Raw genomic sequence first — 14,426 nt, forward strand, 5'->3', positions numbered from 1 at the left:
ACCTGGGTCAACACAACATGAAAAAACTGCTGAGCATTCTGTTCCTCTCGCTAGGGCTCGTTGCCGCCACGGCGCACGCTTCGCCCGCCGCGCCGGTGTCGGGCAAGGACTACACCGTGCTGCCCACGGCGCAGCCGACCGACGTGCCCGCCGGCAAGATCGAAGTCACCGAATTCTTCTGGTACGGCTGCCCGCACTGCAACGAATTCAACCCGTACCTCGAAGCGTGGGTGAAGAAGCAGGCTCCGGACGTGGTGTTCAAGCGCGTGCCGGTCGCCTTCCGCGACGACTTCATTCCGCATTCCAGGATGTACCACGCGCTCGACGCGCTCGGCCTCGCCACGCAACTCACGCCGAAGGTCTTCAATGAAATCCACGTCAACAAGAACTACCTGCTGACGCCGGAAGATCAGGCCAAATTCCTCGCGAAGAACGGCGTCGATCCGAAGAAGTACATGGACGCGTACAACTCGTTCTCCACGCAAAGCGCGCTGCAGAAAGACAAGAAACTGCTGGAAGACTACAAGATCGACGGCGTGCCGACGCTGGCAGTCCAAGGCAAGTATGAAACCGGCCCCGCCGCCACCAACAGCCTGCCGGGCACGATCCAGGTGCTGGATTACCTGGTCGCGCAAGTCCGCGCCAAGAAGATGTAAAGCCCGAGCGCCGGAATGAGTTCACCGCTGAAGGTTTTCATTACCGGCGCCTCGAGCGGCATTGGCCTCGCGCTCGCCGCCGAATATGCGCGGCGCGGCGCGATTCTCGGCCTCGTTGCCCGCCGTGGCGAAGCCCTCGCCGCCTTCCAGCAGTCCCATCCGCAGAATACCGTCTCGATCTATTCCGTCGACGTTCGCGACGCCGAAGCGCTCGCCGAGGCGGCCGCGCAATTCATCGCGCAGCACGGCCTGCCGGACGTCGTGATCGCCAACGCCGGCATCAGCCGCGGTGCGGTCACCGGCCACGGCGATCTGCGCACCTTCCGCGAAGTGATGGATATCAATTACTTCGGCATGGTCGCCACGTTCGAGCCGTTCGCCGCCGCCATGAGCGCCGCGAGACACGGGACGCTGGTGGGGATCGCCAGCGTCGCCGGCGTGCGCGGCTTGCCGGGCTCCGGCGCGTACAGCGCGTCGAAATCGGCGGCGCTCAAGTATCTGGAAGCGTTGCGCGTTGAAATGCGGCCGCACGGCGTCGGCGTGGTCACCATTGCGCCCGGCTATATCCGCACGCCCATGACCGAGCACAACCCGTACACCATGCCGTTCCTGATGGATGCCGACCGTTTCGCCGTGAAGGTGGCGCAGGCAATCGAGCGTCAAACGGCCTTCGCGGTGTTCCCCTGGCAGATGCGCATCGTGGCCATGCTGCTGCATGTGCTGCCGCGCTGGCTCTATGACCGTGCGTTCGAGCGCGCGCCGCGCAAGCCGCGCACCGCCGCCGAGGCCGAGTAAGCCATGCAACCGGGTGCGGTCGATGCAGCCGGCGTCGCGCACGAACCAGCAGGATCCGCAGCACGTATCGTCTCGCTGGTGCCGAGCATCACCGAACTGCTGTTCGCGCTCGGTCTGGACCGGCAGATTGTCGGCCGCACGGGTTTCTGCGTGCATCCCCATGACAAGGTGCCTCAAGTCCGCAAGGTCGGCGGCACCAAGGCCGTGCATCTCGATGCTATTCGTGCGTTGCGCCCCACCCATCTGATCGTCAATATCGACGAAAACGAGCGTGATACCGTCGAGCAATTGCGCGGGTTCGTGCCGCATATCGTCGTGACTCATCCGCAGACACCACGGGACAATCTGGCGCTCTACACGCTACTGGGCGCGATCTTCGATCGCGCGCGGGAAGCGGAGCGTCTGAGCGAAGCGCTCGAAGCCCGTCTGCACGAGGCGGCCGCGCATGCGTTCACGCCGCAAAACGTGCTGTATCTGATCTGGCGCGAGCCCTGGATGACCGTGGCGCGCGATACTTATATCTCCGCGATGCTGCGGCTCGTCAACTGGCACACGCTGCCTGACGTGCAAGGCGGTGCGGCAGGCGCCGGACGTTACCCGACGCTCGACTTCGACAGCGCGCCGTGGCTCGCCCATGTCGAGCGCGTCCTGCTCTCCAGCGAGCCGTATCGCTTTACGCAGACCCATTGCGACACACTGAAACGCGATGCGCGGCTGGCCGGCAAGCGCATCGAGTTGATCGATGGGGAAATGGTGTCGTGGTACGGCGTGCGTGCGATCGAAGGCATCGCGTACCTGCTGCGGCGCGCCGCGGCGGCATGAACGCAGGCTCCGCGCCGCGAGGCCGGCCAACCCTTCCATATGAATATGCGGATTATGTTGTTGTCGGCGCAACCACCCTTCGATAAGCTTTCGCGAAGGCCGACGCGCGCGTAGGCGGTTCCCTCAACCCTGCGCCAGCGCCGGAAACGTATCACAATAAAGAAGGCGGCTACGCCGGACAGCCGCCCATTTCTCGTCAACGGAACATAACCACACAACCAGACGCACTGCCTGACTGCGCTCGTTATGGGAGATCCTATGCGCTTCAAACTGCTCGCAGCCGCCGTACTGTTCACGGCGCCCGCGCTCGTGCTCGCCAAACCGCTGACCGTCTGTACCGAGTCGAGCCCTGACGGCTTCGATGTCGTGCAGTTCAATTCGCTCGTCACGACCAATGCATCGGCCGACGTGATCTTCAACTCGCTGGTCTCGTACGACGAGGCCGCGAAGAAAGTGGTGCCCGCGCTGGCCGACAAGTGGGACGTGAGTGCCGACGGCCTCACGTACACGTTCCACCTGCGCCCCAACGTGCAGTTCCAGAGCACGGACTACTTCAAGCCCACCCGCCCGCTTACCGCCGACGACGTCGTCTTCACGTTCGAGCGCATGCTCGACGACAGCAATCCGTGGCACAAGGTGGCGGGCGCGAGCGGCTTCCCGCATGCGCAGTCGATGGGCCTGCCGAAGCTCATCAAATCCATCAGCAAGGTCGACGACAACACCGTCAAGTTCGAACTGAACGCGCCGGACGCAACCTTCGTGTCGATCCTCACAATGGGTTTCGCCTCGATCTATTCGGCTGAATACGCCGACCAGTTGCTCAAGGCCGGCAAGCAGGCCGACCTGAATTCGAAGCCGATCGGCACGGGTCCGTTCGAACTGAAGAGCTATACGAAAGACGCCGTAATCCGCTACGACGTGAACCCGACCTACTGGGGTCCAAAGCCGAAGATCGACCGCCTGATCTATGCGATCACGCCGGACGCCACGGTGCGGGCGCAAAAGGTGAAAGCAGGCGAATGCCAGATCGCCTTGTCGCCGAAGCCGCAGGATCTTGCCGAAGCGAAAAGCGACAAGTCGCTCGCCATTGTGCAGACGCCCGCCTTCATGACGGCGTTCGTCGCGTTGAACACGCAGAAGAAGCCGCTCGACAACCAGAAGGTGCGCGCGGCACTGAACATGGCGTTCGACCGCACCACGTATCTGAAGACCGTGTTCGACAACACGGCGACGCCGGCCGTGAACCCGTATCCGCCGAACACGTGGAGCTACAACAAGTCCGTGAAGGCGTGGCCGTACGACCCGGCAAAGGCGAAGAAACTACTCGCCGACGCGGGCTATCCGAACGGCTTCGAAACGACCATCTGGGTGCGCCCGAACGGCAGCGTGCTGAATCCGAATCCGAAGGCCGGCGCGGAACTGCTGCAAGCCGACTTCGCGAAGATCGGCGTGAAGGCCGAGGTGAAGGTGATCGAGTGGGGCGAGTTGATCAAGGAGGCCAAGCAAGGCCAGCATGACTCGCTATTCATGGGCTGGGCGGGCGACAACGGCGACCCCGACAACTACCTCTCGCCGCTGTTCAGCTGCAACGCGGTCAAGTCGGGCATTAACTTCGCGCGTTTCTGCGATCAGGATCTCGACAAGCTGATTGCGGACGGCAAGGCGACGCCGGATCAGTCAAAGCGCGCGAAAGCGTATGAACAGGCGCAGCAGGTCATTCACGATCAGGCGTTGTGGATTCCGCTGGGATATCCGACTGCGGCTGCGATCACGCGAACGAACGTGAGCGGCTATCACGTGAGTCCGTTTGGACGGCAGAACTTCGGGACGGTATCGGTGCAGTAATCGTTTCTGCGTTTGAACGTGCAAGAAAAAGCCCGGTTGCGTCAGCACCGGGCTTTTTATCTGCGCACCACCCGCGATCACGCAGGCCAAAACCGTATCACGCCATCCGCATCCTGCTTACGCTTCAACTCGCCCGCAAGCCACAGCAAATGCAGGTGCGCCAAAGCTTCGCCCATAGCGAACGTCATCTGATGAATGTCGAGCTGGCGCTTGAACATGAGCGGCACGATATCCGCCGCGCTCTGCGGTTTCTCCGCGCACGCTTCGCGCACTTCCGCCAGACGCGCGTCGTGATGCTCGCGCAATTGCCGGATACGCGTGCGCACGCCGCGAAACGGCTTGCCATGCGACGGCAGCACGAGCGTATCTTCCGGCATCGTCTCGTAGCGGCCGAGTGACTCCAGATACAGCGCGAGCGGTGAGCCCTCCGGTTCCATATCGAACACCGACACATTGGTCGAAATGCGCGGCAGCACCATGTCGCCGGAGATCAGCACGCCGGTCTCTTCGCAGAACAACGCGCAGTGTTCCGGCGAATGGCCGAAACCGGTCACCACGCGCCACGTCTTGCCGCCGATCTTCACACCGTCCGCTTCCCGCAGGCGGCGATACTGGCCCGGAATCTCCGGCACGAGACTCGAGTAATAGCTCTTGCGACTGCGCAGTTTTTCGAGCGATTCCTCGTCCGTCACACCATGCCGCGCGAAGTGCCGCGCAGCGCCCTCGCCGCCCGCATTCGAGCCTTCGCCGGCCGCCATCACGCGGGCCTGCATGTATTCGCCGAGCGTTGTCCACAGCCGCACGTCCCAGCGCTTTTTGTCGCCGCCCGTGCAGATCCAGTGCGCAAGTCCGATGTGATCGGGATGGCAATGCGTGACGATCACGCGCCGCACCGGCAGGCCGTCGAGCGCCGAGTCGAACACCTTCTCCCAGTTCTCCCTGATCGTGTCCGAAGCAATGCCGCAGTCCACCACTGTCCAGCCCTGCTGGCCGTCGATTTCGTCGCGCAGCAGCCAGAGGTTGATGTGATCCAGCGCGAACGGCAGCGGCATGCGCAGCCAGAACACGCCTGGCGCGACTTCCATTGCGTGACCCGGGTCCGGCAAGGCGTCGTTGAACGGGTAGTCGAGTTGGTGTTCGAGTGCATTCATTGTGGGTGTCTTCCTCCGTCGGCCGTCCGGCATGGCGAGGTGTGCGATGCCGGTTGGCGTGATTGCGGCGTGGTTGCGGTGTGCTGGTGCCGTACTGCGGCCGTACCGCGCCTGGTTGCGTTCAACTCAAGTTGACGATAACGTAAACGTTGATTCTATCGTTCAATCCGATTTTCTGCCTGGCCACGGAATGCCCCGATGAACACGCAATACACGATCACCGAGCTCGCGCGGGAATTCGACGTCACGCCGCGCGCGATCCGCTTCTACGAAGATCAGGGTTTACTCTCACCGAGCCGTGAAGGATCGAGCGGCTTGCGGCGCGTCTATTCGGGCCACGACCGAACGCGCCTGAAGCTCACGTTGCGCGGCAAGCGGCTCGGCTTCACGCTGTCGGAGATTCGCGATCTGCTGGACGTGTACGAGTCGCCGACGGACACGGTGCCGCAATTGCACGCATTCCTCGCCACGGTGGCGCGTCATCGCGAAGTGCTGGAGCGTCAACTGGAAGACCTGAACGCGACACTCGAAGACCTCGCGCAATACGAAACCCAGGCGCGCGCGCTGCTGGAGACCGGCACACGCGAAGCCAGGCCGGCATGAACATTGGCGGCGCGACGCGTCGCGGGCCCACCCGGGCGATACAATCACGGGTGTCTTCACGACATGAGACGAATGCACGGTCGACATGAATCACTTCCCCAAACTGCTGTCGTCGCAAATCGGCTTTGACGTCGCACAGACGATGCTCGAAGGATTCGACCGGCATTACCGGATTTTTCGCGACGCCGCGATCCACGCCAAGACGCTCTTTGAGCAGTCCGACTGGCACGGTCTGCAAAAACTCGCGCGCGATCGCATTACCTCGTACGACGAGCGCGTCGAGGAATGCGTCGAACTGCTCGAAGACGAATACGACGCGGAAAATATCGACGACGAAGTGTGGCAGCAGATCAAGCTGCACTACATCGGCCTTTTGACCACGCACCGCCAGCCCGAATGCGCGGAGACGTTTTTCAATTCGGTGTGCTGCAAGATCCTGCACCGCTCGTACTTCAACAACGATTTCATTTTCGTGCGCCCGGCCATCTCGACCGAGTACATCGAGAACGACGAACCGGCCGCGAAGCCGACCTACCGTGCGTACTATCCCGGCAAGGATGGGCTCGCGGCAACGCTCGAACGCATTGTCACGAACTTCCAGCTGGAGCCGCCGTTTGAAGACCTGACACGCGACGTCGGCTGCGTGATGCAGGCAATTCAGGACGCGTTCGGCGTATTCGACGAAGCGCCCAACTTCCAGATTCACGTGCTCTCGTCGCTGTTCTACCGGAACAAGTCGGCGTATATCATTGGGCGGATCATCAACGGCGATCTGCTGATGCCGTTCGCGGTGCCGCTGCGTCATGTGAAGCCGGGCGTGCTCGCGCTCGACACGGTGCTGCTCAAGCGCGACCAGTTGCTGATCATTTTCAGCTTCTCGCATTCGTACTTCCTGGTGGATATGGAAGTGCCGTCCGCTTACGTCGAATTTCTCGGCACCATCATGCAGGGCAAACCGAAAGCGGAAATCTACACGTCGGTGGGCTTGCAGAAGCAGGGCAAGAATCTGTTCTATCGCGACCTGCTGCATCACCTGTCGCATTCGAGCGATCAGTTCATCATTGCGCCCGGCATCAAGGGGCTCGTGATGCTGGTGTTCACGCTGCCGTCGTTTCCGTACGTGTTCAAGCTGATCAAAGACAGCTTCCCGCCGCCGAAGGAAACCACGCGCGCGCAGATCAAGGAAAAGTATCAGCTCGTCAAACGGCACGACCGCCTGGGCCGCATGGCCGACACGCTCGAATATTCGAGCGTCGCGTTGCCGGTCTCGCGGCTCGACGAAGCGCTGGTGCGTGAACTCGAAAAAGAAGTGCCGTCGCTGATCGAACACGACGGCGACAGCCTGGTGATTCGCCATATGTACATTGAGCGCCGCATGGTGCCGCTGAATCTGTTCCTGCAGAACGGCAACGACGAGGACGTCGAACACGGCATCAAGGAATACGGCAATGCCATCAAGGAATTGATGCAGGCGAACATCTTTCCGGGCGACATGCTGTACAAGAACTTCGGCGTCACGCGTCACGGCCGCGTGGTGTTCTACGACTACGATGAAATCGAATATCTGACCGACTGCAACGTGCGCGCGGTGCCGGCGCCACGCAACGAGGAAGACGAAATGTCCGGCGAGCCGTGGTACTCGGTCGGCCCGCACGACATTTTCCCGGAGACGTACGGCACGTTTCTGCTCGGCGACCCACGCGTGCGCCGTTCCTTCATGCGGCATCACGCGGACTTCTTCGATCCTGCGCTATGGCAACGGCACAAGGATCATCTATTGAAAGGCGAACTGGCCGACTTTTTCCCGTACGACGGCAGCGTGCGCTTCTGCATGCGCTATCCGGAGCGCTTTGCCGACGCCGCCGGCGCTGCATCGACCGCGCCGGATGCCGGGCGCAGCGTGCGGGCGGCATGAGACTCATACGCTGCTCGCAGCGTTGAATGCCTCGTCCTAATCTTATGTAACGACATCGACCGGTCAAGCGGTCGAGCAACCACTCAGACGCACCATGAACACTAACGCTTCGCCTCCTGACAATCCGCTCTCGCATCTGTTCGACAACAACGAAGCGTGGGTCGCCCGCAAGCTGTCCGAAGACCCTGAGTATTTTTCGCGTCTCGCTCATCAGCAGACGCCCGAGTATCTGTGGATCGGCTGCTCCGATTCGCGCGTGCCGGCGAACCAGATCATCGGCCTGCCGCCGGGCGAAGTGTTCGTGCACAGAAACATCGCCAACGTGGTGGTGCATACCGATCTGAACTGTCTGTCGGTCATCCAGTTCGCCGTCGATCTGCTGAAGGTCAAGCACATCATGGTGGTCGGCCACTACGGCTGCTCGGGCGTCGGCGCGGCGCTGCACGGCCGCCGCGTGGGTCTCGCGGACAACTGGCTGCATCACGTGCAGGACGTGCGTACCAAGCATGCGGCGCTGATCGAGGAATGGCCGCTCGGCGAGGCGCGTCACCGGCGTCTGGTCGAACTGAACGCGATCGAACAGGTGATGAACGTATGCCGCACCACCATCGTCAACGATGCGTGGGCCCGCGGCCAGGAGTTGACCGTACACGGCTGGGCGTATGGCGTGCATGACGGCAAGGTGCGCAATCTCGGCATGACGATCCGCGAGCCGGGCGCGCTCGATGCAACCTATCAGAAGTGCGTGGGGGCAGTGTCGGCCGGCGGCGCACACAACGCGGACAACGACGTGGTGGCCGCCGACGCGGCGCAGCTCGGCGACGTGCCGGCCATTGTCGAAGGCGTCATCAAGGAGCTTAAACATGAGTGAGACAAACATGAGCGGGACAAAAGCTGATCCGATCGTCATCGTGGGCGTGGCCCGCACGCCAATGGCGGCATTCCAGGGCGACTTCGCCACGCTGAGCGCGCCGCAATTGGGTTCGGTGGCAATCCAGGCGGCCGTGCAGCGCGCCGGCCTGAAGCCCGAACAGATCGACGAAGTGGTGATGGGTTGCGTGCTGCCCGCCGGCCTCGGCCAGGCGCCCGCGCGTCAGGCCGCGCTCGGCGCCGGCTTACCGCTCGCCACCGGCAGCACCACGGTGAACAAGATGTGCGGCTCCGGCATGCGCGCGGCAATGTTCGCGCACGACATGCTCGCTGCGGGTTCCGTCGACGTGATCGTTGCGGGCGGCATGGAAAGCATGACGAACGCGCCGTATCTGCTGCCCAAAGCGCGGGCGGGCATGCGCATGGGCCACGGCCAGGTGATCGACCACATGTTCTACGACGGTCTCGAAGACGCCTACGAAAAAGGCCGTCTGATGGGCTCCTTCGCCGAGGAATGCGCGGCTTCGTTCGACTTCACGCGCGAAGCGCAGGACGCGTTCGCCGTCGAGTCGCTCGCTCGTGCGAAGCGCGCGAACGAGGACGGTTCGTTCGGCTGGGAAATCGCGCCGGTGAAGGTGGAGAGCCGCAAGGGCGAAGTCACCATCGATCGCGACGAACAGCCGTTCAAAGCGAACATCGAGAAGATTCCGACGCTCAAGCCCGCGTTCAGCAAAACCGGCACGGTGACGGCGGCGAACTCGTCGTCGATTTCCGACGGCGCGGCCGCGCTCGTCATGATGCGTGAGTCGACGGCGAAGCGCCTGGGCGTCCAGCCGATTGCGCGCGTGGTCGGCCACTCGACCTTCGCGCAGGAACCGGCGAAGTTCACCACCGCGCCGGTCGGGGCGATTCGCAAGCTGTTCGAGAAGAACGGCTGGCGCGCCGACGAAGTCGATCTGTATGAAGTCAACGAAGCCTTTGCCGTCGTGACGATGGCGGCCATGAAGGAGCACCATCTGCCGCACGAGAAGGTCAACGTGAACGGCGGCGCCTGTGCGCTCGGCCACCCGATCGGCGCGTCGGGCGCGCGCATTCTCGTCACGCTGATCGGTGCGCTGAAGAAACGCGGCGGCAAGCGCGGCGTCGCGACGCTGTGCATCGGCGGCGGCGAAGCAACGGCAATGGGTATCGAACTGGTGTAACGCGCGTTTTCGCGGCGCTCTGTTTTGATGGCTTGAGGTGTTCGATGAAGACTGTGTTGATCGTCGGTGCGTCGCGTGGCATCGGCCAGGAGTTTGTGCGGCAGTACAAAAAGAGCGGCTGGCGCGTGCTCGCCACCGCCCGCGACGGCGCCGCGCTCGACGCGTTGAACGAACTCGGCGCGGAAACGTTCGCACTCGACGTGAGCATGCCCGAGGAAATCGCCGCGCTCGGCTGGAAGCTCGACGGTGAGCGGCTCGATGCGGCGATCCTGGTGTCCGGCGTCTACGGCCCGCGCACCGAAGGCATCGAGACGATCACCGCCGAAGACTTCGACCACGTCATGCACACCAATGTGCGCGGACCGATGCAGTTGATGCCGATCCTGCTGCCGCTCGTCGAAGAGTCCGGCGGCGTATTCGCGGTGATTTCGAGCAAGATGGGCAGCATCGGCGACGCGAGCGGCGCGACCGGCTGGCTGTATCGCGCGAGCAAGGCGGCGCTGAACGATGCGCTGAAAGTCGCGTCGCTGGAGGCAAAGCGCGCCGTGTGCATTTCGTTGCATCCAGGGTGGGTTCGCACCGACATGGGCGGCGCGCAGGCTGCGATCGATCCGGCGCGCAGCGTTACCGGCATGCGCGAAGTGCTCGCGCAGGCGGCGGCCGCGCATGAAGCATTCAACGGGCGTTTCTATCAGTACGACGGTACGTTACTCGACTGGTGAGTAGAGGCTTGTATGGGGCCGGAGTTGGTGGTAAAGCGCCGGCTCCGGTCGACTGCAACGAGTGCATGGGACCAGAGTAAGCGCTGAAGCGCAACTCTGGTCGACCGCCGTGCATGGGACCAGAGTAAGCGCTGAAGCGCAACTCTGGTCGACAGGAGACACACGTATGGTGCTTGATCAGGATCACCTGATGGTGCGCGATGCACTGCGCACGTTCGTCCGTGAAGCAATCACGCCGCATGCGGCGACATGGGACCGCGAACGCACGTTTCCGAAAGACGTGCACCGCCAGCTCGCGGAACTCGGCGCGTATGGCGTGCTGGTGCCCGAAACATACGGCGGCGCCGGCATGGACGCGCTGGCGCTCGCGCTGATTCTCGAAGAAATCGCAGCCGGCGACGGCGGCACGTCGACAGCCATCTCCGTCAACAACTGCCCGGTGTGCAGCATCCTGCTGACCTACGGCAACGACGCGCAGAAACGCGACTGGCTGACGCCGCTGGCGCGCGGCGAAATGCTCGGCGCCTTTTGCCTCACCGAACCGCAAGCCGGTTCCGACGCCTCCGCGCTGCGCACCACCGCGACACGCAAGGGCGACACGTACGTGCTGAACGGCGTCAAACAGTTCATCACGAGCGGCAAGAACGGCCATGTCGCGATCGTCATGGCCGTGACCGACAAAGCCGCGGGCAAGCGCGGCATCAGCGCGTTTATCGTGCCCACCGATACGCAGGGTTATGTCGTCGCGCGAGTTGAAGACAAGCTCGGCCAGCATTCGTCGGATACCGCGCAGATCATTTTCGAGGATTGCCGCGTGCCGGCCGCCAACCTGATCGGCGCGCAAGGCGAAGGCTACCGGATCGCGCTGTCGGGGCTCGAAGGCGGCCGCATCGGTATCGCTGCGCAAAGCGTCGGCATGGCGCGCGCCGCGTTCGAAGCCGCGCTGAGCTATGCGAAGGAGCGCGAGAGCTTCGGCGTTCCGCTCTTTTCGCACCAGGCCGTACAATTCCGCCTCGCCGACATGGCGACGCAACTCGAGGCTGCACGCCAGTTGATCTGGCATGCAGCCTCGTTGAAAGACGCCGGCCAACCCTGCCTCACCGAAGCCGCGATGGCCAAGCTGTTCGCCTCCGAAGCCGCCGAGCGCATCTGTTCGGCTGCCTTACAGACTCATGGCGGCTACGGCTATCTGAGCGACTTCCCGGTCGAGCGGATCTGCCGCGACGTGCGCGTCTGCCAGATCTATGAAGGCACCAGCGACATCCAGAAAATCCTGATCGCGCGCGGTCTTGGCTGAAAGACTGATGAATAAGCAACTGTTGCCGTTACAACGACCTTCCGATTGTCCCTGCGGCGGCGCCGCGCCCGATCAGCGCAGCGGCGCCAGGGCGCCCCGCTTCGCGCAATGCTGCGGCCGCTATATCGACGGCGGCGAAGCGGCGCCACGAGCCCTTGAACTGATGCGTTCGCGCTATAGCGCGTATGTTGTGGGTGCAACGGATTATCTGCGCGCCACTTGGGCAGCTCACACCTGTCCCGCCGACCTCGACGTGGACCCGGCAGCCTCCGATGCGCCGCGTTGGCTCGGACTGCAGATCAAGGCGTTCACCGAAACCGATGCTCATCACGCGACGGTCGAATTCGTCGCGCGTTACAAGGTGGGCGGCCGCGCGCACCGGCTGCACGAGCTGAGCCGCTTCGTGCGCGGCGAAGACGGCCGCTGGCGCTACGTGGACGGCGACGTCAGCGAATAAGCCTTCCCGCCCCTTACGCGACGACGCGCGTCCCTACGCCGCGCTCACATATGGCCCTGATAGCGGGGCATTTTTTCGTGTTGGCTCAATGCCACAACGCCCGCGCTGCGCCTGATTGCTTCGTTGCGCCAAACACCCGCGAGCCCCGCATTGAACGGCCGGAGGCGGCAAATCGGCGCGCGGCAAATTTTGCGTCGCGGGTTCTCCTTGATTGCACAAAACAAAATTGTCGTGCCAGGATGAGGCCGTAGCTTCATGACGTCACGTTGCGAGAGCCGATTCATACCGACTCCGCAAATTGCGCAGGGCGCCCTGCCGGGCACCAGACAGTGTGTGGGTCCGGCGGCGGCTTCAGGCAGCAGGCGTGACGCTCATCATCGGCGCGTGGGGTCGCGTCGGCCGTTTGGGTTTATCCCGTGCGATCTCGATTAGCGTGCGTACGCCTTTGGCGCACTCCGTGCGCGAGTGTGCTTTTGTTTGTCGAAACCCGACCGAAAGGCAAATGTCAGAAATGACTTTCGACAAACAGGCATGACGGTGTTCAGGGCAAGTTTTTGAGGCGGGTGGGTCAATGGTGTTCAGCAAGATTCTGACGAAGTGTGCGGTGATCTGTGCAGCGGCTACCTGCACGGTTGCGCTCGCGCACGCCGACCCGCTCGCCGACACCCAGGCGGGACCGTTGACCCGCGCGCGCGTGCCGCGCATTGCGCTCGACGACGACGTCTATCTGCCCACCGCAGGTCTTAACGAACAGATCATCCGCGTGCCGGTCGACGCAGCCGGCACGGTCACCCTCGAAACGACGATCTACAAGCCGGACGGCGCAGGCCCGTTTCCGATGATCGTTTTCAACCACGGCAAGATTCCCGGCGACCCGCGTACTCAGGAACGCAGCGACCCGCTGCCGTTCGCACGCGAGTTCGTGCGCCGCGGTTACGTGGTGGTGGCGCCGAACCGCCAGGGTTTCGGCCACTCGGACGGCGTCTATCAGCAGGACGGTTGCGACGTTGAAAAGAACGGCATCGGCCAGGCCGGCGACGTTGCCGCAACGATCGACTTCATGTCGAAGCAGCCTTACGTGGACGCTACCCACATCGTGGTGGCCGGCACCTCACACGGCGGCCTGGCGACGATGGCGTACGGCACGGAAGCCGCGCCGGGCGTGAGGGCGCTGATCAATTTCTCGGGCGGTTTGCGGCAGGATGCCTGCAGCGACTGGCAGGGCAACCTGACGCGCGCATTCGGCGCATACGGCGAGAAGACCAGGGTGCCGTCGCTGTGGATGTATGGCGATAACGATTCGGTTTGGAACGCGCCGCTGGTGGCGGGCATGTACGCCGCGTATGGGGCGCATGGCGCGAGCACGAAGATGGTGGATTTCGGTAACTACAAGAACGACGCGCACCGGCTGGTCGGCGACCGTGACGGCGTGCACGTGTGGTGGCCGGCTGTCGAGGCTTTCCTTGCGCGTGTGGGCATGCCGACTGGCGTGCAGTATCGCGTGGCGGATCCTTCCACGCCGAAGGCGAGCGGGTTTGCCGCCGTCGATGCGGTCGACTCCGTGCCGTTCGTCGATGAAGCTGGGCGTAATGGGTATCGGAATTTCCTGCATCAGTATCCTAGCCGGGCGTTTGCCGTGTCTGACACGGGGGCCTGGTCCTGGGCTGAAGGTGGCGATGATCCGATGTCGGTGGCCGTGGCGAATTGTCAGAAGCAGAGTTCGGCGCCTTGCCGGTTGTATGCGGTGAATAATGCGGTTGTTTGGGGGGAGCAGTCTTCGCAGACGGCTGATGATGGAGCGGGGAATTCGGGTGGCGCCGATGGGCGGCGGGATGTTGCCAGTCGGGAGTGAGGGGTAAGGTTTTTGGGCCTGCTCGGCGTTTGTGTGTTTGTGTGTTTGTGTTCCTTGGGTGTTGGCCTTTACTTGCATTCATGGTGGTCTATTAGCGTTGCCCCTGTGCGGGGCAATGCTCTCAACTTAAGCCCCAAAGAGCTTGTAAACGAGGCATCGTCCCTGTAAACTTCATCGCATAACTCACTGATAAATCAACGATATGAACTCAAATACCAGCGTCCTCGCGGCTTCTGGCT

Annotated in this window: 13 protein-coding genes; 12 read left to right on the top strand and 1 reads right to left on the bottom strand. The window is 62.8% G+C overall.

Features of this window, described 5'->3' with window-relative positions:
* The first annotated feature begins 17 nt into the window (after positions 1-17).
* The 4 genes from NE850_RS30490 to NE850_RS30505 all read left to right on the top strand — a co-directional run bounded on the left by NE850_RS30490 (position 18) and on the right by NE850_RS30505 (position 4,118).
* Complete coding sequence (locus NE850_RS30490) at positions 18-656, top strand: thiol:disulfide interchange protein DsbA/DsbL (protein ID WP_035518424.1); 639 nt, start codon at positions 18-20, stop codon at positions 654-656.
* Positions 657-671: 15 nt separating this feature from the next.
* Positions 672-1,451 (top strand): SDR family oxidoreductase, encoded by a 780-nt coding sequence (locus NE850_RS30495; protein WP_007179541.1) that lies wholly within the window; start codon positions 672-674, stop codon positions 1,449-1,451.
* 3 nt (positions 1,452-1,454) lie between these two features.
* Positions 1,455-2,273: a cobalamin-binding protein gene (locus NE850_RS30500; protein ID WP_310699802.1), complete on the top strand. Its 819-nt coding sequence runs from the start codon at positions 1,455-1,457 to the stop codon at positions 2,271-2,273.
* Between the two features lie 258 nt (positions 2,274-2,531).
* A complete protein-coding gene (locus tag NE850_RS30505; RefSeq protein ID WP_007179543.1) occupies positions 2,532-4,118 on the top strand; it encodes an ABC transporter substrate-binding protein in 1,587 nt (528 codons plus the stop codon).
* Positions 4,119-4,195: 77 nt separating this feature from the next.
* Here NE850_RS30505 and NE850_RS30510 read toward each other — a convergent pair whose 3' ends face one another.
* Positions 4,196-5,269, bottom strand: coding sequence for an MBL fold metallo-hydrolase (locus NE850_RS30510; RefSeq protein WP_310699803.1), 1,074 nt, complete (start codon positions 5,267-5,269; stop codon positions 4,196-4,198).
* A 198-nt stretch (positions 5,270-5,467) separates the two neighbouring features.
* Here NE850_RS30510 and NE850_RS30515 point away from each other — a divergent pair, with 198 nt between their 5' ends.
* The 8 genes from NE850_RS30515 to NE850_RS30550 all read left to right on the top strand — a co-directional run bounded on the left by NE850_RS30515 (position 5,468) and on the right by NE850_RS30550 (position 14,187).
* Positions 5,468-5,872, top strand: coding sequence for a MerR family DNA-binding transcriptional regulator (locus NE850_RS30515; protein WP_310699804.1), 405 nt, complete (start codon positions 5,468-5,470; stop codon positions 5,870-5,872).
* An 85-nt stretch (positions 5,873-5,957) separates the two neighbouring features.
* A complete protein-coding gene (gene aceK, locus NE850_RS30520) occupies positions 5,958-7,787 on the top strand; it encodes a bifunctional isocitrate dehydrogenase kinase/phosphatase (protein ID WP_007179546.1) in 1,830 nt (609 codons plus the stop codon).
* 94 nt (positions 7,788-7,881) lie between these two features.
* Positions 7,882-8,658 (top strand): carbonate dehydratase, encoded by a 777-nt coding sequence (can, locus tag NE850_RS30525; RefSeq protein ID WP_007179547.1) that lies wholly within the window; start codon positions 7,882-7,884, stop codon positions 8,656-8,658.
* Positions 8,651-9,859, top strand: a complete 1,209-nt coding sequence (locus NE850_RS30530; protein ID WP_007179548.1) for an acetyl-CoA C-acetyltransferase — start codon at positions 8,651-8,653, stop codon at positions 9,857-9,859. Before can ends, NE850_RS30530 begins: the two co-directional genes overlap by 8 nt.
* A gap of 44 nt (positions 9,860-9,903) precedes the next feature.
* Positions 9,904-10,581, top strand: a complete 678-nt coding sequence (locus NE850_RS30535) for an SDR family oxidoreductase (protein ID WP_007179549.1) — start codon at positions 9,904-9,906, stop codon at positions 10,579-10,581.
* Between the two features lie 166 nt (positions 10,582-10,747).
* Complete coding sequence (locus NE850_RS30540; RefSeq protein WP_310699805.1) at positions 10,748-11,878, top strand: acyl-CoA dehydrogenase family protein; 1,131 nt, start codon at positions 10,748-10,750, stop codon at positions 11,876-11,878.
* A 7-nt stretch (positions 11,879-11,885) separates the two neighbouring features.
* Entirely contained in the window at positions 11,886-12,335 is a 450-nt protein-coding gene (locus tag NE850_RS30545; RefSeq protein WP_007179551.1) for a YchJ family protein, read from the top strand.
* A gap of 571 nt (positions 12,336-12,906) precedes the next feature.
* On the top strand, positions 12,907-14,187 hold the full coding sequence (locus tag NE850_RS30550; RefSeq protein ID WP_165184323.1) for a dienelactone hydrolase family protein: 1,281 nt from the start codon (positions 12,907-12,909) through the stop codon (positions 14,185-14,187).
* The last annotated feature ends 239 nt before the right edge of the window (positions 14,188-14,426 follow it).

It is taken from the genome of Paraburkholderia sp. USG1 (assembly GCF_031570135.1).
Classification (GTDB): domain Bacteria; phylum Pseudomonadota; class Gammaproteobacteria; order Burkholderiales; family Burkholderiaceae; genus Paraburkholderia; species Paraburkholderia dioscoreae.